General features: G+C 45.1%; 24 protein-coding genes. 16 read left to right on the forward strand and 8 right to left on the reverse strand.

Annotated features, from left to right (window positions below; all coding sequences use genetic code 11):
* Positions 1 to 474 carry a hypothetical protein gene (locus tag CSH93_RS07160; RefSeq protein ID WP_100642558.1) on the reverse strand — a complete coding sequence of 158 codons (474 nt, stop codon included), beginning with the start codon at positions 472 to 474 and terminating at the stop codon, positions 1 to 3.
* Between the two features lie 221 nt (positions 475 to 695).
* Here CSH93_RS07160 and CSH93_RS07165 point away from each other — a divergent pair, with 221 nt between their 5' ends.
* Positions 696 to 3,563 carry a M14 family metallopeptidase gene (locus tag CSH93_RS07165; RefSeq protein ID WP_100642559.1) on the forward strand — a complete coding sequence of 956 codons (2,868 nt, stop codon included), beginning with the start codon at positions 696 to 698 and terminating at the stop codon, positions 3,561 to 3,563.
* Between the two features lie 377 nt (positions 3,564 to 3,940).
* Complete coding sequence (locus CSH93_RS07170) at positions 3,941 to 4,333, forward strand: DUF3718 domain-containing protein (RefSeq protein ID WP_100642560.1); 393 nt, start codon at positions 3,941 to 3,943, stop codon at positions 4,331 to 4,333.
* A gap of 119 nt (positions 4,334 to 4,452) precedes the next feature.
* Here the strand turns inward: CSH93_RS07170 and CSH93_RS07175 are convergent, their stop codons facing one another.
* Positions 4,453 to 4,932, reverse strand: coding sequence for a DUF3224 domain-containing protein (locus CSH93_RS07175; RefSeq protein ID WP_240615519.1), 480 nt, complete (start codon positions 4,930 to 4,932; stop codon positions 4,453 to 4,455).
* Positions 4,933 to 5,064: 132 nt separating this feature from the next.
* On the opposite strand from CSH93_RS07175, the gene CSH93_RS07180 reads away from it, so the two are divergent.
* Together CSH93_RS07180 and CSH93_RS07185 are read left to right on the forward strand one after the other, a co-directional pair.
* Entirely contained in the window at positions 5,065 to 5,493 is a 429-nt protein-coding gene (locus tag CSH93_RS07180) for a MerR family transcriptional regulator (protein WP_100642561.1), read from the forward strand.
* Positions 5,480 to 6,523 (forward strand): SO_0444 family Cu/Zn efflux transporter, encoded by a 1,044-nt coding sequence (locus CSH93_RS07185; protein WP_100642562.1) that lies wholly within the window; start codon positions 5,480 to 5,482, stop codon positions 6,521 to 6,523. The genes CSH93_RS07180 and CSH93_RS07185 overlap by 14 nt, the downstream gene beginning before the upstream one ends.
* Positions 6,524 to 6,535: 12 nt before the next feature.
* Here CSH93_RS07185 and CSH93_RS07190 read toward each other — a convergent pair whose 3' ends face one another.
* From CSH93_RS07190 to CSH93_RS07205, 4 genes are all read right to left on the reverse strand, one after another.
* Entirely contained in the window at positions 6,536 to 7,063 is a 528-nt protein-coding gene (locus tag CSH93_RS07190; protein WP_100642563.1) for a DUF5655 domain-containing protein, read from the reverse strand.
* Between the two features lie 128 nt (positions 7,064 to 7,191).
* A complete protein-coding gene (gene groL, locus CSH93_RS07195; protein ID WP_100642564.1) occupies positions 7,192 to 8,835 on the reverse strand; it encodes a chaperonin GroEL in 1,644 nt (547 codons plus the stop codon).
* A 35-nt stretch (positions 8,836 to 8,870) separates the two neighbouring features.
* Positions 8,871 to 9,161 carry a co-chaperone GroES gene (locus tag CSH93_RS07200; protein ID WP_100642565.1) on the reverse strand — a complete coding sequence of 97 codons (291 nt, stop codon included), beginning with the start codon at positions 9,159 to 9,161 and terminating at the stop codon, positions 8,871 to 8,873.
* Positions 9,162 to 9,337: 176 nt separating this feature from the next.
* Positions 9,338 to 9,865, reverse strand: a complete 528-nt coding sequence (locus CSH93_RS07205) for an FxsA family protein (RefSeq protein ID WP_100642566.1) — start codon at positions 9,863 to 9,865, stop codon at positions 9,338 to 9,340.
* 247 nt (positions 9,866 to 10,112) lie between these two features.
* Between CSH93_RS07205 and cutA the strand changes: the two genes are divergently transcribed.
* From cutA to CSH93_RS07240, 7 genes are all read left to right on the forward strand, one after another.
* A complete protein-coding gene (gene cutA, locus CSH93_RS07210) occupies positions 10,113 to 10,436 on the forward strand; it encodes a divalent-cation tolerance protein CutA (protein ID WP_240615520.1) in 324 nt (107 codons plus the stop codon).
* Entirely contained in the window at positions 10,433 to 12,262 is a 1,830-nt protein-coding gene (locus CSH93_RS07215) for a protein-disulfide reductase DsbD (RefSeq protein WP_100642567.1), read from the forward strand. The genes cutA and CSH93_RS07215 overlap by 4 nt, the downstream gene beginning before the upstream one ends.
* A gap of 44 nt (positions 12,263 to 12,306) precedes the next feature.
* The gene (locus CSH93_RS07220) at positions 12,307 to 13,101 is read left to right on the forward strand and encodes a M23 family metallopeptidase (RefSeq protein ID WP_100642568.1); all 795 of its coding nucleotides are present in this window, start codon (positions 12,307 to 12,309) and stop codon (positions 13,099 to 13,101) included.
* A 183-nt stretch (positions 13,102 to 13,284) separates the two neighbouring features.
* On the forward strand, positions 13,285 to 13,725 hold the full coding sequence (aroQ, locus tag CSH93_RS07225; RefSeq protein WP_100642569.1) for a type II 3-dehydroquinate dehydratase: 441 nt from the start codon (positions 13,285 to 13,287) through the stop codon (positions 13,723 to 13,725).
* Positions 13,726 to 13,739: 14 nt separating this feature from the next.
* On the forward strand, positions 13,740 to 14,201 hold the full coding sequence (accB, locus tag CSH93_RS07230) for an acetyl-CoA carboxylase biotin carboxyl carrier protein (protein WP_100642570.1): 462 nt from the start codon (positions 13,740 to 13,742) through the stop codon (positions 14,199 to 14,201).
* A gap of 14 nt (positions 14,202 to 14,215) precedes the next feature.
* Positions 14,216 to 15,559 (forward strand): acetyl-CoA carboxylase biotin carboxylase subunit, encoded by a 1,344-nt coding sequence (gene accC, locus CSH93_RS07235; RefSeq protein WP_100642571.1) that lies wholly within the window; start codon positions 14,216 to 14,218, stop codon positions 15,557 to 15,559.
* A 360-nt stretch (positions 15,560 to 15,919) separates the two neighbouring features.
* Complete coding sequence (locus tag CSH93_RS07240) at positions 15,920 to 16,843, forward strand: hypothetical protein (RefSeq protein ID WP_100642572.1); 924 nt, start codon at positions 15,920 to 15,922, stop codon at positions 16,841 to 16,843.
* Between the two features lie 225 nt (positions 16,844 to 17,068).
* Here the strand turns inward: CSH93_RS07240 and CSH93_RS07245 are convergent, their stop codons facing one another.
* The gene (locus CSH93_RS07245; RefSeq protein ID WP_164078317.1) at positions 17,069 to 19,111 is read right to left on the reverse strand and encodes a PAS domain-containing hybrid sensor histidine kinase/response regulator; all 2,043 of its coding nucleotides are present in this window, start codon (positions 19,109 to 19,111) and stop codon (positions 17,069 to 17,071) included.
* 284 nt (positions 19,112 to 19,395) lie between these two features.
* Between CSH93_RS07245 and CSH93_RS07250 the strand changes: the two genes are divergently transcribed.
* The gene (locus CSH93_RS07250) at positions 19,396 to 19,578 is read left to right on the forward strand and encodes a DUF6435 family protein (protein WP_100642574.1); all 183 of its coding nucleotides are present in this window, start codon (positions 19,396 to 19,398) and stop codon (positions 19,576 to 19,578) included.
* Positions 19,562 to 19,825, forward strand: a complete 264-nt coding sequence (locus tag CSH93_RS07255; RefSeq protein ID WP_100642575.1) for a TIGR03643 family protein — start codon at positions 19,562 to 19,564, stop codon at positions 19,823 to 19,825. The genes CSH93_RS07250 and CSH93_RS07255 overlap by 17 nt, the downstream gene beginning before the upstream one ends.
* Here CSH93_RS07255 and CSH93_RS07260 read toward each other — a convergent pair.
* Complete coding sequence (locus tag CSH93_RS07260; RefSeq protein WP_100642576.1) at positions 19,822 to 21,960, reverse strand: exonuclease domain-containing protein; 2,139 nt, start codon at positions 21,958 to 21,960, stop codon at positions 19,822 to 19,824. The two genes, CSH93_RS07255 and CSH93_RS07260, sit on opposite strands and share 4 nt — an antisense overlap.
* A gap of 572 nt (positions 21,961 to 22,532) precedes the next feature.
* Here CSH93_RS07260 and CSH93_RS07270 point away from each other — a divergent pair.
* Genes CSH93_RS07270 through CSH93_RS18200 form a run of 3 tightly spaced genes read left to right on the forward strand, consistent with a single transcriptional unit; the run spans position 22,533 to position 23,501 of the window.
* Positions 22,533 to 22,724 carry a zinc ribbon domain-containing protein gene (locus CSH93_RS07270; protein ID WP_100642577.1) on the forward strand — a complete coding sequence of 64 codons (192 nt, stop codon included), beginning with the start codon at positions 22,533 to 22,535 and terminating at the stop codon, positions 22,722 to 22,724.
* Positions 22,717 to 23,379 carry a flavin reductase family protein gene (locus CSH93_RS07275; RefSeq protein ID WP_100642578.1) on the forward strand — a complete coding sequence of 221 codons (663 nt, stop codon included), beginning with the start codon at positions 22,717 to 22,719 and terminating at the stop codon, positions 23,377 to 23,379. The genes CSH93_RS07270 and CSH93_RS07275 overlap by 8 nt, the downstream gene beginning before the upstream one ends.
* The gene (locus CSH93_RS18200; RefSeq protein ID WP_276307699.1) at positions 23,376 to 23,501 is read left to right on the forward strand and encodes a hypothetical protein; all 126 of its coding nucleotides are present in this window, start codon (positions 23,376 to 23,378) and stop codon (positions 23,499 to 23,501) included. Before CSH93_RS07275 ends, CSH93_RS18200 begins: the two co-directional genes overlap by 4 nt.
* The last annotated feature ends 150 nt before the right edge of the window (positions 23,502 to 23,651 follow it).

Raw genomic sequence — 23,651 nt, forward strand, 5'->3', positions numbered from 1 at the left:
TTATACCCCTAAGCGGTATTCTTTAATCATCATGGCAAAGCGAACAATCTCAGCGATAAGCGCGCCAAACAGTAAAATATGAACACCAATAAACGGGATGTTGAGACTACTTCCCTCAGCGAACTGCTCAAATTGTTCAATAATAAGTAAATGCCCGATACCCAATACAACTGCAGTAAATAGTACTGCGTATGCTGGACTGGTTGCTTTCAAAGAGATGAGCTTATCGCGTTCATCTCCCGCTTGCTCTGAAGGTTTCGGATGCGCCATGGCGAGTACAGCATGAAACACGGATTCGACAATGATCACTGCAATGATGGCAATGTTGATCATCTGCAATGCCAAGCTCTTTTTATCTTCCATATCAATAGCGCTATTGTGCAAGCCTACTAGCCCAAGCGCGTAATCTCCCCATATATAAAATATGATGACGAGCGAAATCCATGCGCTCTTTTCAGAAAAAGACATATTCATTGTAGGTAATCCCATTAGTGTTTACGTTGTAGGATAATTGTTGGGTTTTATTACCTTTGTGTCAATAATGTTTAACATTGTGTTACACATTTCTACCTTTTGTTTGTTCAGGTTAACGCATAAATCAGTCGTTTCGTCAGTTTCAAGGGGACAACAGGATTGCGTGAACCACACTTCCCGGCTAAGGTTGGTGTACCTTAAGGTCGTTTTACACACACAATATGAACGTTAAATCTATTCGCGCAGCCTTGGCTGTGTCACTTCTGCTTGTTGGTCAATCAGTCGCTCAGGCTTCTTTATTAATGAAACCCAATAGTGATCCTGACTTGGCCTACAACGGCAAAATCTTGGAAGGCAATTACAATAGCGCCATCACTCATCCCGACGAACTGTTAGGCTTTGCAGTCGGGCAACGCGTGGCTACACCAGAGCAGATCATGCAAGCCATCGATTTGTGGGCGAGTCAGTCCGATCGATTGCAGGTTATTGAATATGCGCGTACGCACGAGCATCGCCCTTTGTATGCCGTGCTTATTGGTGCACCTGAGTTATTGGCACAGCAGCAAGCTATTCTCGATAAGATTGATGCTTTGGCTGATCCGAGGAAAACCTCTGACGCAGACGCTAAGTCAATTATGTCAGAGCTGCCTGCAGTGGCATGGATGGCGTACTCTATTCATGGGAATGAAACGTCAGGAGCAGATGCTGCATTGGCGTCAATTTATCACCTAGTTGCGTCACAAGATGCATCTGTCACTAATATGCTCAATGACATGATCGTGGTTATCGACCCCATCATGAACCCTGATGGGCGAGCGCGTTTTGCTAAGTCGCTGGAGCAATACAGAGGTACAGCGCCGAATGTTGATGATCAATCATTGTTGCATCAAGGGGACTGGCCGTATGGTAGAACGAACCATTATTTCTTTGATTTAAACCGAGACTTTTTCTATCTCACGCAACCCGAAACCCAAGGGCGCGTGAAACTGATCAACAAATGGCGACCTCAGTTGATGATCGATGGTCATGAAATGGGCGCTCAAGATACTTATTTAATGGGGCCTCCTCGTCAGCCGTTGAATACTAACATCAGTTCCAGCTTGCAAGAGTGGGCGAAAGTATTCGCTCGCGATCAGGGTGCTGCTTTTGACCAACGTGGTTGGCGTTACTATACCGGAGAATGGTTTGAAAACTGGTACCCAGGCTATTCAAACTACGCTGAATACCGCGGCAGTATGCATATTTTGTATGAACAATCGCGTATGGCGGAAGATGGCGTAAGGCGTCCAGAAGGTACTGTTCAAACCTATCAGGAGTCGGTGCATCACCAATTTGTAAGCACCATGGCCAATTTACAAACATTAGCCAAAAACTCTGATGCAATGTATGCCGATTACTGGCAAGCCAGAAAACAAAATGTGGCGAAGAAAGGCCCATATTCGGAACGCACGTTTGTGGTTCAGGCTAACGGTAATGAAGGTCGCACACAGGCATTGGTGGATAAGTTGCAGGCACAAGACATTGAAGTGTTTGTAGCGACTAAAGCGTTCACTGCTAAAGGTGCCACGAACCAGCTAGGTCAAGAGGTCGATATTAAGGTCGAGAAAGGCAGTTTGATCATTCCAAATCGCCAACCTGAGGCACGTTTACTGGCGGCTATTATGGAGTTTGATGCTGGTGTAAGCCGTGAAGTGTTGTTAGAGGAACGGCAAAAGATCCTACGCAACGGTCAATCCATTATGTACGACACTACAGCGTGGAATCTAAGCATGATGTATGGTCTAGAAGCGTATGAAGTGCCTTCACATATTGACAGCAATGTTGTCGCATATACACCACCGTCGGTGTCACATCAGTTAATGCCGAATGCAATTGCATGGTCAGTTAATGGTGAAGATGATCGTTCACTCGGTTTTGCTGCTCAGTTAATGGAGCAGGGCGTTCAGGTACGCGTGGTAGATAAGGACGCGAGCTTCGAAGGACGTAATATTGCGAGGGGATCTGTGTTTGTAACGCAGATGGATAATCCATCGAACACTACACTAGTGCAGCAGGTTACCGCTATGGCTGACAAGTTTGGTTTAGGTTTATCAGCGCATAGCTCAGGCTTTGGCGAAGGTGAATTGCCGGATTGGGGTGGTAGACACTTTAAGTTATTGACGCGTCCCCAAATTGGGTTACTCAGTCAAGGTAACGTAAGTAGTTATGACGTGGGAGCAACGTGGTGGGGAATTGACCACTATTTAGGCGTACGCCACAGCCAAATTAATATGAACTTGCTGAACCGCACCGATCTGCGCCGCTACAACGTGCTGATTTTGCCTGATACGTATGGCAAGCTCGAAGACGCTCACATCAAAATGTTGAATGAGTGGGTTAAACAAGGCGGTACCCTTATTGCCCATGGCAGCAGCGCTGGTAAATTGGCAAAAGAAGAAGGGTTGAGTAAGGTTCGTCAAATTCAAGACAGCTTTGACAAAGCCAGTGACTACAATATTGCATTGCAACGCGAATGGTTGGCGATACAAAATTCTTTTGATGCCTCAGCAACCGCGTCTCATATATTGCCCCAGAGAGTCGATTATCCATGGGACAGTGACAGAAAAACGCCATCTAAGGATGCGTTAAAGCAACAAGATGAATGGCAGCGCATATTCATGCCTCGCGGTTCAATGGTGGCGGGTCGAGCCGATGCGTTGCATTGGATGACATTTGGCGTGAATGAAACCCTACCGTTACTGTATGGCCGTCAGCCTGTGTTAATGGCCGGTAAAGGTGTTGAAGCTGTGATGCGTGTTGGTGTGTTCAACGATTCAAGCAAAGAAACTGATGCGTCAGAGTCCACTTGGTATGCACAACCTAAAGATCAGGACACTTATGTACGCATGAGTGGGCTTCTATGGCCAGAGGCAGCTCAACGTATCGCACACTCTGCTTATGTCACTCGTGAGGCGTCTGGAAAGGGTCAGGTCATATTGTTCTCTGGGCAACCCAACTTCCGTGGTGCTACAAAGGGGGCGAATCGCCTTTTATTAAATGCCGTGGTGTACGGTCCTGGCTTTGGGACGGCGCCAAAAGTAAATTTATAATTGTTGTTTTTAAGCAGCTTCTTCTTATATGAGTTGAAGCTGCTGTTTTTGTTAGATAAATCGCAAATATCAAGTCTCATTAGGCGATAAAAATCCCTTAAATCTCGACTAGATCCCTTCATATCAAAAATAATTGCCGCTTCTATTTCTGAGGTCGCATTACTGGCTCACTGTTTAATTTTTTCTAAAATATTCAATTAAAACAATTGATTATATTTGATTTTGAAGCAAGGTTGATGCTGCCCAATGGCTGTACAAAATTTAACCGGTATGAAAACGTATACCTATGTATAACCCTGTTTATTTTGTGAACAATTGCTTTGGTGTTTAATGCGCTCGTTTTCAAACATCACTAAACAAATTTTGAGGAAAATATCATGTTGAAAAATGTAATTTCTGTAGCAGTTGTAGCGGCATCTTTAGGTTTCTCTAGCTTTGCATCGGCAAGCGTTGAAAATGAACTTCAAAACATCTGTACAATCGTACAAGCGGATGACAAAGGTGAACTTCGTAAGAAGATGTCTAACGTAGAAAAGAACTTCAGCTTGAAGTTACAAGACTACTACAACGGTGTGTCATGCGGTGGTAACAGCTTAATTCGTGCGGCATTCTTGGCTGGCGCAGTAGAAGCGGGTTCATTGTTGGTTAAGAAAATGCCTAAGAGCCAACTAAATGCACCAGAAGCAGACGGCTTGACACTTCGCGCTTGGGTTTCTGAAAATAACTTAATGGAATCTCCAATCGCTGCAGTATTGAACGAACGTATCTAATTTTTAAAGTTAAACAAAAAGCCCGCAATTGCGGGCTTTTTTATTGGCCTTTAAACGGCAATATTCTTATTCGTCGTTGGAGCGCGAGGTTACGGATCACACAGCCTGTCTGATAAGTCCTATAAACTGTAGTGCAGCGCGTAAAAATGCTGACCATCGACAATGTTAATGGTCATCTCGCCTTGAATACCGACTAATCCATCCGAACCTGAATCTGGAATGATTGAGATAAGTAGGTTTTGTTCGCCTGCTGACATCTGACCCGAGTGTTGCAATACGAAACTGCCCGTTTTCCCCTCCAACGTCGCAGTTACGTTCTCTATTGCAACATAGCCGGCTGAACCATCAACCGTTGTTCGATGGCTTAGCATTTGTCCCTCTCCAGTTCCCACCATATCGCCAGAGTACTGCTTATCAATGGTTAGCCGACCAACAAGATGAGTACTATCTGCTTGAGGTTCTATTTGTACTGTGAAACTACCGCTTGCTTCCTTCACATTATTCTCCTGATGCATCTCTTGTGCGTCCGATATATTGGCAAAGCCGAAGAGCCCTATTAACAACATCGCGGCAACGCATTGGCGTAATTTACGAAGCATAATATTAGTCTGTTCAGTTTTAAGATTACATTAACTGTATAAATAAACAGTACTTAACGCAAGATTTATGTTTGACCTTAGAGTATGCTCTAAGGTCTATACTGCGCATAATGTGTAACAAAGGAGCCGTCGATGAAAATCAGTCAGTTGGCCAAACAAAGCGGTCTGACCGCGCATACATTGCGTTACTATGAGAAGCGTGGACTTATCCTGCCACGTAAGTCCGTGGATAATAACTATCGCGATTACACAGCCGATGATCTGGCAACGGCGCTATTTATTCGCCGATGTAAGGAAAGTGGTTTTAGTTTAGAAGACACGGCAGGATTATTAAAAATTAAGGATGCTAAAGACGAACATATTTGTGCTGAGGCAAAGTTGATTACGCTGAGCAAAATACAAGATTTACAACAAAAGATCTTGCAACTGCAACAGATGGAAAAGACACTCCACGCGTTAGCAGATAAATGCTGCGGTGGTAACGAAAGCGCTGAATTTTGTTCTATCATCCGTCAATTAGAGGTGTCGACTGCATCGGGAGAGTCACATGTTGTTAGTTAATAATTTTATAGGTTTGTTTGTTGAAACAGCCCCCTATTTATTATTAGGTATGCTGTTGGCAGGCGTCATCCACTATGTGATCCCTCGGGCTTGGGTGGATAAAACATTGGGGAAAAAGGGCTCAGTCGTCACTGCGGCTGTTATTGGTGCTCCTTTGCCTTTGTGTTCCTGCTCGGTGATCCCGGTCGCAATGGGCATTCGTCGAAGTGGCGCAAGTAAAGCGAGTACGGCTAGCTTTCTCGTCGCTACACCAGAGACCGGTGTAGATTCGATAGGGATCACGTACGCGTTAATGGGGCCGGTAATGGCGATTGCGAGACCCATAGCGGCTATCGCTTCTGCGATAGTGACGGGTATGTCGATAGCAGTATGGGGGAGAGAAACTGAAGTGCAGGCTCCGGCAGAGGCGCCAAAGTCTTGTTGCCATAAGTCTAATCCGCCTCCACAAGAAGCTAAGTCCACAATGCAGACCGTCAAAGATATTGTTCAGTATGGTTTTGATAAATTGTTGGCAGACTTTATGAAGTGGCTATTGATCGGGTTATTTTTTGCTGCATTGATCGTCACATTTGTGCCTCAAAACTGGATGGCATCTTATGGCTCAGGACCTGTGGCCATGCTGCTGATGGTGGCTGTATCTATCCCAATGTATATCTGCGCAACGGCGTCTACACCGATAGCAGTCGGTTTGATGATGGCGGGTATATCACCCGGCGCCGCACTTGTTTTTATGCTGACAGGGCCAGCAACCAACATTGCAACGTTGATGGTTATCAAAAATGAATTGGGTAAGCGAGAACTGGTGATATACCTCATTTCATTGATTGCGTCTGCTTTATTGGCGGGCCTAGCTTTGGACTATATTGTTGAAACGTTTTCCTTGTCTCTAGCGTTATCACATGGTGAACACAGCGATATGCAATCACTGCTGTATCAAACCAGTGCGGTTGTTCTTGCATCACTTATGCTATGGCAAGTTGTAAAGCGCTTCGTCGTGACCAATTCACATACTCATGATCATGCTCACTAATCGGTGAGCAGATCATGCTTCAGCGTAAGCTGCTTTGATGAGGTCTAGCAATGCTTCATCGACTTGACTGATATCAGTTATTTGCACTCTATGAGAGCACATGGTGCCGAAGGGACCGGACGGCTCTAAGCGGCCTTCGCACGGACGGTCATTAAATTTCAAGCCTATATCTATCCGACTTTTGGTACTCGGTTGTACCAATACAAATTGTCGTTTACGACGAAAAGACACGTTGGCTTTTTTAGGCGCCATGTCGATATCATCACCTATGGCCATGATGTGCTTTGTCAGGTGTTCAAAGATAGGGAGTAGATTGGGCTTGCTTTGATATTGCTGTTTGATCAAATCATCTGGCGCTTGGCTTGCAGCATCAGCTTCTCTAAATTTAAGTGCTATAAAATTGGCGAAACCATGACTGATACCACAGTCTTTTTTTAGGAAAGCCATTATCTCACCGTGTTTTTCGAATCCTTTTGGGACTAACACCGCTTTCCATTCTGCTAACGTCTTACCGGTTTTTTCTTGTAGGTTGTGTTCCATGGTTTTGCCTTGACGCGAGATAAGTCTTCAAAGCATAGACCCATATTGAATATTTAGTGCCCTTCTATAAACAAAAAGCCCCCGACCGTGAGGTAGGGGGCTTTTGAATTGCTTGGTAGCAGGCTGGCTTACATCATGCCGCCCATGCCACCCATACCGCCCATGCCACCCATATCAGGCATTGCAGCTTCTTCCTTAGGAATATCAGTAACCATACATTCAGTTGTAATCATCAAGCTTGCAATTGATGCTGCAAACTGAAGTGCAGAACGCGTTACTTTAGTTGGGTCAAGGATACCCATCTCGATCATGTCACCGTAGGTGTCATTACCGGCATTGTAACCATAGCTACCTTCACCCGCTTTAACACTGTTAGTTACAACAGATGCTTCAGCACCAGCATTTGATGCGATTTGACGCAATGGAGCTTCCATCGCGCGTAGCGCTAGTTTAATACCGTGAGTTTGGTCTTCGTTTTCACCTTCAAGGTCAACAATGGCAGATGCTGCGCGTACTAGTGCAACACCACCACCGGCTACAACACCCTCTTCAACTGCTGCGCGCGTTGCGTGAAGCGCATCTTCAACACGAGCTTTCTTCTCTTTCATTTCAACTTCAGTGGCTGCGCCAACTTTGATGACGGCAACACCGCCCGCCAGTTTAGCTAAACGCTCTTGAAGTTTTTCTTTGTCATAATCAGACGTTGATTCTTCGATTTGAGCACGGATTTGAGCGCAACGACCTTGGATCGCATCTTCTTCACCAGCACCGTCAACAACAGTAGTGTTGTCTTTGCTGATCACAACGCGTTTAGCAGTACCTAGGTCTTCTAGTTGTACTTTTTCAAGCTCAAGACCAATCTCTTCAGAGATGACCGTGCCACCTGTTAGGATAGCGATGTCTTGTAGCATTGCTTTACGGCGGTCACCGAAACCAGGAGCTTTAACCGCTGCGACTTTAACTATACCGCGCATGTTGTTAACCACTAAAGTAGCAAGCGCTTCACCTTCAACATCTTCAGCGATGATCATCAAAGGCTTAGAAGATTTAGCAACGGCTTCTAGCGTAGGTAGCAATTCGCGAATGTTAGAAACTTTCTTATCAACCAATAGGATATAAGGGCTGTCTAGCTCAACAGTACCGTTTTCAGCATTGTTGATGAAGTAAGGCGATAGGTAACCGCGGTCAAACTGCATACCTTCTACAACGTCTAGTTCGTTTTGCAGAGCTTGGCCTTCTTCAACAGTGATAACGCCTTCTTTACCGACTTTGTCCATTGCTTCTGCAATGATTTCGCCGACTTCTTTATCAGAGTTTGCTGAGATAGTACCTACTTGCGCGATGGCTTTGCTGTCTGCACATGGCACTGAAAGTGACTTAAGTTGTTCAACCGCAGCGGCTACTGCTTTGTCGATACCACGCTTAAGATCCATCGGGTTCATGCCCGCTGCAACTGATTTTAAGCCTTCTGTAACGATTGCTTGTGCTAGAACGGTTGCTGTTGTTGTACCGTCACCTGCTTCATCATTAGCTTTAGACGCTACTTCTTTAACCATTTGTGCGCCCATGTTCTCGAACTTATCTTCAAGTTCGATTTCTTTCGCTACCGATACACCATCTTTAGTAATGGTTGGTGCGCCGAATGATTTGTCTAGAACAACGTTACGGCCTTTAGGACCAAGGGTTACTTTAACTGCGTTTGCAAGAATGTTTACACCCGCTAGCATTTTTACGCGAGCGTCATCACCAAAACGGACTTCTTTTGCTGCCATTTTTTAGTTTCCTCTAAAATCTGTGTTTAAACGTATTATTCAACGACTGCAAGAATGTCGCTTTCGCTCATGATGAGTACTTCCTCACCATCTAATTTTTCGGTTTTTACACCGTAGCCGTCATTGAAAATAACGGTGTCGCCGACTTTAACGTCAAGCGCTTTAACATCGCCATTTTCAAGTACGCGACCATTGCCCACAGCAATGATTTTGCCGCGAGTTGATTTTTCTGCCGCAGAACCGGTTAACACGATCCCGCCTGCAGATTTGCTCTCTTGGTCTTCGCGTTTAACGATAACGCGGTCATGTAAAGGACGAATTGCCATTTTCAAATCTCCTGAAAATTCCAAATGATTGGGGTTTTGTCACTCACCCGACTATCTCGGGCTGATTAAAAATTTGTATGCGGGGTTAAATGGGTATGCCCCTGATAATCTCAAGGGCTTTATGAAAAAAAATTTGAATTATTCTATATAGCGATGGGGGAAGGGGGCGGTATCAACTACTGATCACGGCGATCGTTTGTGAAGTCTTCGATGTGTTCACGTGGATCTGATTGATGCTCGCGATATTCACCTTCTATCACATCGCCATCACTGTCACGACCGGGCTCAGGTCTGGACTGGTAATGCTGAGTGTAACTTTGTTGTGTGTAAACATGCGTGTGCACTCGTTGACTATTGGCCAGTTTGGTTAACAACGCGCGTGCAAATAATTTACGTGTCGGAGCAAAAGTGAACAAAAGCCCTATGATATCGGTAACGAAACCGGGGGTGACCAACAACACACCAGCGATAACTAAAAATAGACCCTGCGCCATTTCATCGCCGGGCATTGCCCCTTGCTGCATTTTGCGCTGTGCTTCTTGCAGCGTGGATAAGCCTTCTTGGCGGACCAAGTATGCACCGATAAAAGCTGTGATGATGACGATAGCGACCGTATTCCATCCGCCGATGATGTCACCAACCTGGATCAGTAACGCAATCTCAACGATCGGCATGACCGCAAAAAGTAGAAAAAGTATGCCCAATTGAAAGCCCTTTAAACGTTCTTTAATCAGTGAGTGTGGGTTAATGCGTTAAACACAATACTAAAGCCCAGCGTTAAAATGTAACGAAAATTTGCTCGAATAAATGGAGCAATGTACCAAGCTTCATTCGACGCATCTGTGCAATGACTTCTCACACTCAGGTATGTATCTTAACGTAGTTTGCAGCATTAGTGCTTGGTACTATGTCGTTTAATGAAAGCAATTCGACGAGTTCCGGGTCAATAATATGAGTTCATCAACTAATATGGTCGTGGTGTTGTGCACGGCGCCTGATAAATCAGTAGCACAGAGAATTGCGGCTTCATTGGTCGAAAATCAATTAGCAGCCTGTGTGAACCTTCTTGAAGGCTTAACGTCTGTCTATGAATGGCAAGGCGATATAGTTGAAGACACTGAATGCCAACTTATTATCAAAACGCAGCAAAAATGTATTGATGAGGCTTACCGGCTTGTTTTAAGTTTGCACCCTTATGATGTCCCTGAGTGGGTATGCATCGACGCGGGAGCAAGCGATGCTTATTTTAATTGGATGAAACAAACACTGAAATGAAGTACAGAAACGTAGTATTACTGTTAATCACACTATTTATTGCTTTCCCGTGGACATGTGGGGCGCAGTCGCTGCCAGGTAACGATCCACTTGCCGATATTTTTTCACAAGAGCCTCAGTTTCTAAAAGAAGAAGAAGCCTTTCAATTTGAGTTCTCACAACGTGATAACACACTAACGGTGTCGTTCGACATTGCAGACGGTTACTATCTGTACAAGAAGCAATTTAAAACTGTTACCAAAGACGCTTCGTTAGGCGAGCCTAGCTTTCCGCAAGGTAGGGAAATAGAAGATGAGTTCTTTGGTGTGTCTGAAGTCTTTTTTAATGAGTTAACGTTAACTTTCCCGATTGAATGGGCACGTCAGGATGGTTCGGTAAAGCTTCGTTATCAGGGGTGTGCTGAAGAGGGGTTATGTTACCCACCAACTACGCGGGTTATCTATCTCGATGCTGTGAATGATGACGGCCAGTCTACTGAAACTGCAGCCAATGCCGAAGTTGGAATGGAAAGTGATACTTCAGCTAACGTCTCGCAACAATTTGATTTGGCCTCTCGTTTAGCGTCGGAAGAGGGGCTTGTGCTGACACTGCTACTGTTTTTAGCTTTAGGTATTGGCCTCGCTTTTACGCCGTGTGTTTTTCCGATGTACCCCATTTTATCGGGCATCGTGATCGGGCAAGGCAAGCAAATTAAAACTTCAAGAGCATTGCTGTTGAGCTTTGTGTATGTGCAAGGTATGGCAATAACCTACTCTATTCTCGGCTTAGTTGTTGCCTCAGCAGGCGTGAAATTTCAGGCGGCTTTGCAACATCCTATGATTTTAGCCGTGCTGATTGCCATCTTTGTTTTGCTCGCACTGGTGATGTTTGGTGCCTATGAATTGCAGTTGCCGAGTCGTTGGCAAGAGAAATTAAATAGCCTGAGTAATCAGCAGAAAAGCGGCAATTTAATTGGTGTCTTCATTATGGGCGCTATATCGGGTCTTGTCGCTTCACCCTGTACAACGGCGCCGCTTACCGGAATATTATTATTTATCGCGCAAAGCGGTGATTTAATGCTCGGATTTGTCTCCTTATATGCACTCAGTATCGGTATGGGTATCCCGTTAATATTGTTTGGTATAACCGGCGGTAAGTTGTTACCGAAAGCCGGCAACTGGATGAATGTGGTGAAGGTCACCTTTGGGTTTATGATGTTAGCGGTCGCAATTTTGTTTATTGAGCGATTATGGATCAGTCACTGGACAGACGTAATGTATGCCGTGACAGGTTTTGCAGCATCCACCTATTTATTTGTAATGAACCAAAACACGCCGGTCACGTTCTTTAAAGGCGTGAGGTCCTTTGTCATATTTGCCGGACTGTTTTTATCTGGTTTGTACGGCTATAACGCTATAACGCCGAGTGATCATAGCACCCAGACAACAGAGTCTGCCATGGCAACGAGTTCCGCCCACCCTGAATTTATCGTGGTACGTGATTTGGCCGATTTTGAAGCTAAACTGGGTAAAGCAGTAGGCGAAGGCAAGAGTGTTATGGTTGACCTTTATGCCGACTGGTGCGTGGCATGTAAAGAATTTGAAAAATACACATTTCCCGCCCCAGAAGTGGTGGATGCGTTGAGCGAAACGGTGTGGATGCAAATTGATTTGACTGACAATACACCGTCAAACCTAGAATTTCAGGATACGTTTTCGGTATTAGGTTTGCCGACAATTTTGTTCTTCGACAAAACGGGGCGAGAACTAAAAACCGCGCGTGTGACCGGTTTTATGCGCGCTGAACCTTTTGCTCAACATGTACGACGAGTATTGCCCAAGTCATAATCAATAGTGGCAGCGACGCAGTCGCTGAATACTGAGGTGATGATATGCGTAAACTGACTAGTTTAGGTTTATTGATACTGAGTATTGTTTTCACATTAGAAAGCGACGCCGCTACCTGTTTTGATGATTGGTTTTGTTTTGATAAGCAACAAAACCCAGCGCAACTGTATCTCTATAATATTACCCCGTATCCCGTTGTTGTTACGGTCACGGGCGCTTATAGAGATACAAGTTGGCGTCGTCATAGATTTGAAAAAACCTATGCCCTACGGGCTAATTCAAAAGAAACTGTGTTGTCTTTTCAGCCCGAAGCGCAGAGCAATTTATCGCGTTTGCAATATTCCGTTAGTTGGTCTGCTGGTCAGTTAAATGCAGTTCATGATCATACAGTTGAGTATCTGATCCCCTTTGCCAAAGGTCAGCGTTATACCATTACTCAAGGTATGGGCGGCGGGTTTAGTCATACCGGCGCTTCTCGCTATGCAATTGATTTTGCCGTGCCCGTTGGTACGCCAGTGCATGCCGCGCGAAATGGCATCGTGATCGATACAGTAGACAAGCATTATCGACAAGGTGAGACCCGAGCGTATGCGAAGTATGCCAATTACATCGTGATCTTACATGACGATGGTACGACAGGTGAGTACCACCATTTAAAACAGTATGGTGTTGCCGTACAGCGAGGCGATAGTGTTGACGCTGGGCAGCTTATAGGGTTTTCCGGTAATACGGGCTTTTCCAGCCTGCCGCACCTTCATTTTGCGGTTTATCGGCCTAAGCCTAATGGAAATTTTGAATCCATCCCATTTAAATTCGTGCGCGAGACTCACGTGAATTGATGTGAAACGTCCAAATTAAACCTCATTAGACCAGTATTTTGCTGCGATCTTGCTCATATTGACTATAATTTCCGTCTAATTGGCCACGCGCAGCTTTGAGCTGTGTAAAAAATGCTCGATTTGCGAAAATAATCGATTAAATGTTACTTTGGCTGCACGTTCATAACAAATGGCTGCGAAATTTTGAAGGTATTGTTGATTAATGGTCCTAACTTAAACATGTTAGGGCAGCGTGAACCTGACAAATATGGTTCACAAAGCTTAGAAGATATCGTATCGCGGGTAGTCGCGGACGGTGAAAAAATGGGACTTACGGTTGAACACGTGCAGTCAAATGCAGAGCATGTGCTCATCGACGCTATTCATGCAGCGAAGGATGTTTATGACGGTATCATCATAAACCCTGCGGCATTCACACACACCAGCGTAGCCTTGAGAGATGCACTTTTAAGTGTCTCTATTCCATTTATCGAAGTGCATTTGTCGAATGTGCACGCCAGAGAGCCATTTAGACAACACTCATACCTTTCAGATATAGCCATTGGCGTAATTTGTGGATTTGGTGCGAACGGCTATTGCCTGAGCTTGATCGCATTGAATGACTATTTAAAACAACAATCGTAATGTAGAGACAGAACATGGACATTAGAAAAATTAAGAAACTCATCGAGTTAGTGGAAGAATCCGGAATTGCTGAACTGGAAATCACAGAAGGTGAGGAGTCAGTACGTATTCACCGTGGCTCAAGCCAAGCTGCCGTTATGCCTGCCCCTGTTCAATACTCTGCGCCTGTAGCTGCTCCGGCACCTGCGGCTGCAGCAGCGCCAGCGCCTGCGGCGGCACCCGCTGCTGCCCCTGAAATAACAGGGCATGTAGTGAAGTCACCGATGGTGGGTACTTTCTATCGCGCATCTTCACCAGAAGCGAAGCCGTTCGTTGAAGTGGGTCAAACGGTTAATGTGGGTGACACATTATGTATTGTTGAAGCCATGAAAATGATGAACCAAATTGAAGCAGATAAAGCCGGTGTCGTGCGTGAAATCTTGATTGAAAACCAAGACGCAGTTGAATACGACCAACCAATGTTTATCATCGAATAAGCGAGTATCGCACCATGCTTGATAAAGTCTTGATAGCAAACCGTGGGGAGATTGCACTGCGCATCTTACGGGCTTGCAAAGAACTTGGGATCAAAACGGTAGCGGTTCACTCCACTGCTGATCAGAATCTCAAGCACGTTTTGTTAGCCGACGAATCTATTTGTATAGGTAAACCGTCGGCAACAGAAAGTTATTTGAATATTCCGCGCATTATTGCGGCGGCTGAAGTGACCAATTCGATTGCGATACATCCGGGATACGGTTTCTTAGCTGAGAATGCCGATTTTGCCGAAGCAGTTGAGCGTTCGGGATTCATTTTTGTGGGTCCTACAGCCGATACGATTAACCTTATGGGTGATAAGGTTTCGGCCATCAACGCTATGAAAAAGGCCGGTGTTCCTTGTGTGCCAGGCTCTGACGGTCCGTTGACTGATGATGCCGAGCGCAATAAGAGCATTGCAAAACGTATTGGCTATCCGATCATCGTAAAAGCTGCTGGTGGTGGTGGTGGTCGTGGTATGCGCGTTGTGCGCAGTGAAGCGGAACTGATCAATGCAATCAGCACAACACAAGCTGAAGCCGGCGCCGCTTTTGGTAACAGCATGGTGTACATGGAGAAATTCCTTGAAAATCCACGCCACGTTGAAATCCAAGTGCTTGCGGACGGGCAAGGCAATGCCATCCATCTGGCAGAGCGCGATTGTTCAATGCAGCGTCGTCACCAGAAGGTGGTCGAGGAAGCACCTGCACCGGGCATTTCAGAGCAAATGCGTAATAAAATTGGTGAACGCTGTCGTCGTGCTTGTATTGAAATCGGCTATCGCGGCGCAGGAACTTTCGAGTTCTTGTATGAAAATGGCGAGTTCTATTTCATTGAAATGAACACCCGTATTCAGGTTGAGCACCCAGTATCGGAAATGATCACCGGCGTGGACCTTATTAAAGAGCAATTACGTATTGCTGCAGGTCAGCCGCTTTCTATCGATCAATCACAGGTTAAAGTGCGTGGTCATGCGATTGAATGCCGTATCAATGCGGAAGACCCAAACACCTTCATTCCTAGCCCAGGTACAATCAATATGTTCCACTCACCGGGCGGTTTGGGTGTGCGTTGGGATTCACATATTTACGCGGGCTACAGTGTACCACCCTACTATGATTCGATGATTGGTAAGTTGATCACTTATGGCGAAAGCCGTGATGAAGCCATTGCTAGAATGCGTCATGCCTTGGATGAGCTTGTAATAGAGGGGATCAAAACCAATATTCCATTGCAGCGCAAGATCATGGCAGATGAGAATTTCTCTGCGGGTGGTACGAATATCCATTACCTAGAGAAAAAATTAGGTATGGCATAATCCTGCTCAAAGCTTAAATAATTGTTAAAGGCCAGTCAGTCGACTGGCTTTTTTTATGGGCTGTCACCAGAGCTTTTTCTGCATTTTTTTGCTGGACAGAACACAGCATACGCAAGAGTCACTTTATCTCGCTAAACAGTATGATCTGCTGGTTGTTTACATGAGCGAAGTTACCTTTTCTCACGTTCCTGGGTGGGTATTAAGCGATTAGTGAGCAGAAGGTGAGTGTTGTTGAACACGATTGGTTACGCCGTGAGTAAAGCGGTCGGAAAAAGGGGCGCAGAGCATGATTTTCCGCTATGATTTTCACTCTTCAATAGCAATAGTGTTAAAAATGGATTCACTTTCTAGGAGCTTTTATTGTTGAATTGGTTGCGATTTATAGCATTCGTTTTCATGTTGTCAGTTACGCTATCGCCGCATGTACTTGCGTCTTTTAGCCAAAAGCTTGATTTACAAACACGCGTTGATAAACGTTCTGATCGGGATGTGCGATATCAGTATCGCGCCCGCTATTACCCTGAATTTTCGTTTGACTCAGAATGGAGCGTTCATGCTTTTGCAGTCACTGGAGATGATTTTGGCTCTAGCCACAACACGTTTGATGACAGTCAAGCGGACTATTTCTACGTAAGACGTTTGTTTGCCCGCCATCAAGGTGATTATGGCAAAACAGAGATGGGCGTAATTCCAACCTATAAAGGACGAGTATCGTCATCCGGTTTGTCTAAAGATGGCTGGATAACAGGGTTAAGGCATGTTCGCCAACTAAACAATAGCAGTCAGTTTGAAGTGGTTTTGGGGCAGCTAGAAGGCTTAGATCCAGCACATGCTTTGGATCCTCCAGATGCAATTGATTATGTAGAAATCGAATATTCAGCGCGAATGGATAAACGCAGTAGCTACGAATTTAGCCTGGAGAGAATGACACAGGCCAATTTTATCCGTGCCGAATTTCGATACAAAGTGCAACCCGAACATACGATGTTTGCTGAGGTGGTAAAGCGAGCAGAAAACAGTCAGGCAAAATGGGTATTAGGCATCGAAGGTGAGTTTGCGTTAGCGCAACAGCAAGTGGAATATTTTGCTCATTATTCCTATGTCAGTCCGGAATTTGGATTGCGAGCAGAATTAACCGAAGACTTTCTGGGCGACGGTCATGGCATGTCGTCGGAGCTTAGTGCCGACATCGGGCAATCGGGTTTTGGTTGGTTTGTTCGTCTCGATTTAGTCGAGGGACGGTCCCGGGTACTCGCTGGGTTGAGTTGGTCTTTTAAATCATAAAAAAAAGGCCCACATCCCGTGGGCCAACAGCAAGAACGCGTACACACTTCAACAGTGCATGGGTGTTTACGCTAGCGTTGAGATTTTGGATCTATTTATTTAGCTCTTTTTATTAGCCGCTATATTTGGCGAACGGTTTGATAACAATGACGTCAAACGAAGGGATATCTAAATCGACAATTGGCCAATGCAGAGTGATTCAATGCGCGACTGCTCGCCAATCGCTTATTCCTCTTTGGACAATGTTAGCCAATTCAATAGCGTTTCGTAGAGTAAGTCAAAGCGTAAGGGCTTGGTAATAAAGTCGTTCATGCCAGCGGCCAAACAGGCTTCTTTGTTTTCTTTCAATGCGTTACCGGTTAACGCAATAATGGGCAGGCGCTCCCCGTTTTTAAGTTGTCGGATGTGCTGGGTGGCTTCTAAACCATGCATGCGAGGCATTTGCATATCCATTAGCACAATATCAAAAGCCTCCTGGCTAATTTTCTCGATGGCCTGTTCACCATCTTCTACACATACAGCGTGCAAATTTACCAACGCAAGAAATTCGCTAAGCACATCGCGATTCATCGGTTCATCATCGACGATTAGCACGCGTTTGCCGCTAAACTGGGCTATTAGCTCAGCCTTTGCGTCACGATGCGTTTTAGTCGCTTTCACAGCCTTTGAGGAGTGGCATTTGGGTAATCTTACGGTGAACCAAAACGTACTCCCTTTGCCTAGCTGTGATTCTGCTCCAACGTCTCCTCCCATAAATTGGGCGATTTTTTTGGTGATTGCTAGTCCTAATCCGGTACCGCTATATTCTCGTGTAAGGGAGTTATCGGCTTGTTCAAACTCATTAAACAATCGCGGTAATGATTCAGCGGGTATGCCTATTCCAGTGTCAGATACTTCAAAACGCAACACTGAAAAGTCAGGCGCATCCGTCTCCAGAATAACGCGCAACGTAACGCTTCCTTTTTCAGTAAACTTAACCGCATTGCTGGCAAGATTGATCAGCGCCTGACGCATGCGCGTAGCATCACTGACATAGCATTGTGGCAATGGCGCTATGTCTGTTTTTAATATTAGGCCTTTGTCTTTGATTGAAGAGTCAATCATAGTGATCACGTCGTTACACACTTCAGGAACAAACACTCTTTCGCGTTTAAGCTCGAATCGCCCAGCCTCTATTTTGGATAAATCCAGTACGGCATTGATGAGCTCAAGGAGATGCTCACTGGCTGATTCGATATTCTCGATTTTGTCTGCATATTGGCTTGGAAGGCCTTCTTCTCGCAGTAAATGTGTCATGCCAGCAATAACATTCAATGGCGTGCGTATTTCATGGCTGATGTTCGCGAGAAATGCACTTTTGGTAACATTGGCTGCTTCTGCGAGATCTTTTGCTGTGTTCAGTTCCTTGGTTCTTTGCCTAACGAGGTGTTCCAGCTCTTGCTGCCGGTTTAGTCGTTCTAACTCAACCGCTTTGCGTTCTGAAATGTCGCGTGTGGAGCAGAAGAAAATGGCTTCGCCGTCTAAATCGACCGGCATCGCGCTGACTTCTACCGGCAATAAGGCACCATCACGCTTACGATAGTGGGTTTCAAACTGCACGCGTTTGGCATGACGAATAAGTTTTTTAACGATAGTGTCGTGTCGTTTGGCGTCATATTTGGTGTCTAGATGACGAACGTGCATTCCAATGATTTGATCTCGCGAGTAATCCAGCATGTCACACAAAGAGTCGCTGGCTTCTTCAATACAGCTTTTGGCATTTAACACAAAGGTGCCATCACTGGCATTGCGTAACAGCATTTCGTATCGGTGAGTACGGCTACGCAAGTCCAGTTCCAGTGATTTTTGTTTGGATACGTCATAAAAATTAATACTGACGTGGGAGAGTTCTCCATTTTCATCAAAGGCTGGTGACGCGTTGACCAATACCCATACACAACCATCGTGTAGCGGACTGAGAATGCCTAACACCATTGTCCCTAAAGGCTGCTGAGTCGCTAAAACCCGAGAGATTGGATATTTTTCTACAGGCAGAGGCTCGCCGGTGTCGTCGACAAAATGCCATGACGGATCCATCGCTTTTCGGCCATACATTTGATCTTCTGTCATACCGAGCAATTCGGCTGCGCGGGGATTTGAATACAATATACTGGTGTCGGGCGCATGGACGACGACGCCCGTTTCTAGGGTTTGCAGAATAGATTGCTCAGTAATCTTGCTTTCATTTGTCATAAGGCCATGCGGTCCAGTACCACTCAATTCCTTCATGGAACCTGCTATCTCTATCCTTTTAGAGGCGCCTATCTGAATAAATGCAGGTTTTATACGCGTAATTGTATTTAAATCTCTAAAGCTATATATAGACCACATAAAGTGTAAGGTAAATGTATTAATCGCTACTCATCTATCGATTGTCGATCGCTATGAAATTGAAATCACCGTGTTGACCAGCCAGAATCGGGAAACGACAACATTTATCAGTGTTTTTTGTGATCATAGTATGCGCTTGCTACGTATGTGAAAAAACCTGACGAATTGTTTGAGAAGTGAGTATGTTTGGTTTCTTAAAATCAGACCCAACCAAAAAATTGAGACAGAAATATGACAAAAAGTTAGAGCAAGCGATGCTGGCTCAACGCAATGGTGATATGCGTTTATATGCGAAACTCACTGAAGAAGCAGAAACCCTTTGGCATTCTATTGAGGCACTAAAAGCAAATGTTGTTCAGAAGTGAAGCGGATCGCTCTCGTGTTATCGAAATGGCGTGGGAAGACAGAACGCCCTTTGAAGCGATAGAAAGGCTTTACGGCTTGTCAGAAAAGCAAGTGATTGCGCTCATGCGTGGTTCTCTAAACCCTAAAACGTTTAAAAACTGGCGTGCTCGTGTATCCGGACGGGTGACTAAGCATCAACAACTTAGGCCTGAAGGTGTGCAACGAGCATATTGCGCGACGCAGTACAAGTTAGGCCGAGGACGTTAATCGACGCCCGCTTCATCTTTTAATTGATGAATGATACTGAGTAACTCAGCCGCGGCTTCGGCATCTGACATCGCGCGGTGATGGCGTTTCATTGGTATATCAAAATAAGCCGTCAAGTTAGCGAGGGAATAAGATTTCAGTCCGCGCTTCACTTTACGCATCTCAGCACAAGTACAAAACTTAGGACGACGATAGGACTGCCCCAAACGCTCATATTCCTGCTTAATAAAGCCATAATCAAAGTTCACATTGTGGGCGACAAAAATACAACCTTGAGTAAAAGCTTCAAACGACTCTGCAATGTCAGCAAATGTTGGCGCGTCCACTACCATTTCATCATCAATCCCTGTCAGTGCGGTGATGTTTGACGGGATCTTACGCTGTGGATTTATCAAAGATTGCCAACGGGCAACCGTTATTCCATTGATACGTTTTACTGCGCCTATTTCGGTTATACGGTGATAGCGAGATTGGCCCCCAGTGGTTTCAATATCAACTACAACATAGGGCTGCATGGGGTCCCGACACCAATTCACTTTGGTGATCCTGACGTCAAAGCCACAATCAGACAGCTTATTTATTGAAACAAGCTGGTTGCGTCGCAATGCATCACCCGGCGCCTTAATTTCTTCAAGTCGTAACTGATCACGTTCAACGACCATAATGTCTGGAAAGCCATCACTGAGACTCTTGTAATCAACCGCCATCGCCTTGAGCATGTCTAGGTATTGCTGAGGTTGGGCATATTGCAGCAGTAACTTAATGTTATCCAGTAACCTAGGATGCCATTGGAACAGAGCGTTGACTTTGCCATAGTGCTTGGCGCTTGTTTCGGTGAGATGGCGAATGAAATTGTGTTTATCAAGACAGTGCGCTAGCAGCCCATCAATTGCCTCACCATGATCGCTGTATAATCGGTTTTCCAATAAAACGTTGGGGCGAATATCGAACTCATTATTTAATGCTTGGGCATCAGTTGAATAAATAATGTCCCAAAAACATAAACCGAATAGTGTTAACCACATGCGGTTTTCTGTGCGTGCCGCGATAAGGCCTTCTCGTTTGTAATGTTCAACCACACCGCGCTCAACGCTGTTGATGTAGATTTCATCTATGGCGACGACAGACTGAGACTGTTTAAGCAGATCGGTCAGGCGACTGGTCTTTTTCTGTTTAAACTTCTGAGCCAGAAAGTCTTTGGCAAACAACAACAATTCGTCGCTAGCAGGATCTTCAAGAATGCACTCGAGTTTTTGTCTAGCCAGATCTTTGTCACCCAAGCGATACGTTTCTCGGATCCATTTTTCCTGTGCTGCGTCTTGGTTTGACGCTGACAATAATGTCATCGCATAGTGTTTATCTTGCTGAAGCCATGCCTTGCCTAATAGCCAGAGCACTTCGTCTTTGTATCTTTGCGCAAGTGTACCTTTTGCTTCGGGTAGCAAATTCGGCTCTATGCGAGCGTATTCGTCAAATGATGTGCCGCGCACTTGATCGCGCCATTGGGCGTAGTAGAACGCTGACTGCGCGCTGTCAGCATGCTCAAAGTGAGATTGGTTGTTGGCGCTGTCTTTCCGTGTGCGCATGACGCCTAAGTCACGCATCGAAAATTGTGTCATACGACCCCGCGTATGCCCAAAAAACAGAAATAAAAAGAAGTTGAGCGTTTCATCAAAATTACGTAACAGATAGCGTTGCGCTGTTGATGAGTCAACAAACGCCTCTACGGGTAGCAATTGCTTTGCTTGTTCGAGCAATCGACCTTTTGAAGCCGATGTCGTGCACGCTAGGTTGTGTGCTCGTAACATACTCAGTATGTCACTTTTAGTCATTAATGGTAGGCAGTTATGCATATCGCTATGGCTTAATGGCCTAAGCCAGTGGAGATTTTGCAGTTCCAAAATGGCTTCATCGACAGCGTCAATTTCGTCGTAATCGAGGCTGGCTTTTGCAATCAATGGGTGTTTACGATTAGCGAGACGCGCGGTGATGCATTGGGCGGACTTTGGCAACTGGTGGAAGCTTTGCAGCCATTGCTTTTGCGGTGCCGACAATAAGTGCTGGCAAGGGCCTTCAATAAACTTGAGGCACTCAATAAAATTGTCCAAATAATAAAAAGTGGGGAGCTTTTTCACACCAGTTAGCGCACATATAAAACTGTATTTATATACAGTGTCGTAATTTTTGTAAAGTCTGTTCGACGGGTTATGTGCGTATTTTTTGTTTTTTTACCCAGTTAGTGTGTGTGCATATTTGAGGATCTGCTTGCAAGCTTTCTAAGCTGGAGAATTGTTTGGCCAGTATCATTTCAGAGTAAAAGCGATGGATCGCATTGTGGCATGTCCTGCAAATTGTAATCCCTTGCGCTAGCTCCGCTTTGCTGTATTGCTTCTTGAAGTGTGCTCGGCGATGCATTTTGCGCGGAATAAGGTGATGAAAAGTAAGATCCGTTATGCGTTCACATAGCTGGCATTGGCCGAATTTAATGTGTTTAGTATTTCCCATAATGGCAAAAACTGAATGTTGTGCGGCGTGACGTTTAGTCAATAAGGTTAATCCAGTTGAATTGAGGGGTAAAGTTCATGCTTTGCTCAATCCAAATTAACGCGGTCAGCGTATCACTGTTAATAAAATCGAATTCACAGTCACAACCGAGTCAAAGCAAATCGTTTTGAAGCGATGTTTAGCGAACATTAATGGAGCCAGTATGAGCTTAACTGATGCTGCACAGTTTGAGTGTCCTTATTGCATGGTTATCAATGATTTAGAAATCGATCCTCACAATGATATTAATCAACAGCAAGTGGTTGATTGTCAGATTTGTTGCCAGCCAATAGAGATTGAGGTGCATGCCACGGAACTGGGATTTAACATTATAGCGAAGCGAGATGATGAGTAAGTGTATTGTTACAAGCAAAGACATTCAGCAAATGCCACAGCGCTATCGCGCTGAATTTATCAATAGCCTGTCGGGTTTTAAAAGCGCCAATTTGGTAGGAACAACATCGATTTCTGGAATCGATAACCTCGCGCTTGTCAGCAGTGTAGTGCATATCGGCGCAAATCCGCCATTGTTGGGCATGATCATGCGACCACACACAGTCCCGCGCGATACATTACAAAATATAAAAGATACCGGTGTGTATACGTTGAACAGTGTGTCTGAATCAATGATTGAGCGGGCGCATCAAACGTCAGCCCGATATGCTTCTGATGAAAGTGAATTTGACGCTGTTGGGTTTAATGCTTCGCGCTCGCAAGTGGTTGATGCGCCCTATGTGAAGGAGTCTCCGCTCAAGCTCAGTTTGCGCGTGGTTGAGATCCTGCCGATACAAGCGAATGCCACGGAAATGGTCGTCGGGGAAATCGTAGAAGTGGTTTTAGCTGAGGATTGTATCGATAAAACCGGTTATTTAGATATCGAACATTTGGGTAGTATGAGCATCAGTGGTTTAGTGAGTTATCACAAAACGCAGCGGGTTGGGGCGTATGCTTACGCAAAACCAGACGCTGCCGTACAACCGTTGTCGTTAAGGAGAAGCAAAAACATATGATCCCAAATATTGAACAATTGCTGCTAGTGTGTGGCATCGTCTCGGTAGTCGTGTTCGGCATAGTCTATGTATTAGTGAATATTCTCGGCAATACACAGCAGTCTGAACTGGATGAAGACTGAGCCTTATCAGCACGAAGTGAGATAGATCAATATTCTTCTTTTTACCGCTGGCACTAATCCAAATTCAGCGTAAACTGGTATCAAAATAAGAAGGCCCACCACTGGTGGGCCTTCGTCGTTTAAAGCTTTTGTAATTAAGAATGATTCGTG

It is taken from the genome of Neoalteromonas facilis, from assembly GCF_002807665.1.
In the GTDB taxonomy this organism is placed as follows: Bacteria; Pseudomonadota; Gammaproteobacteria; order Enterobacterales; family Alteromonadaceae; genus Alteromonas_E; species Alteromonas_E facilis.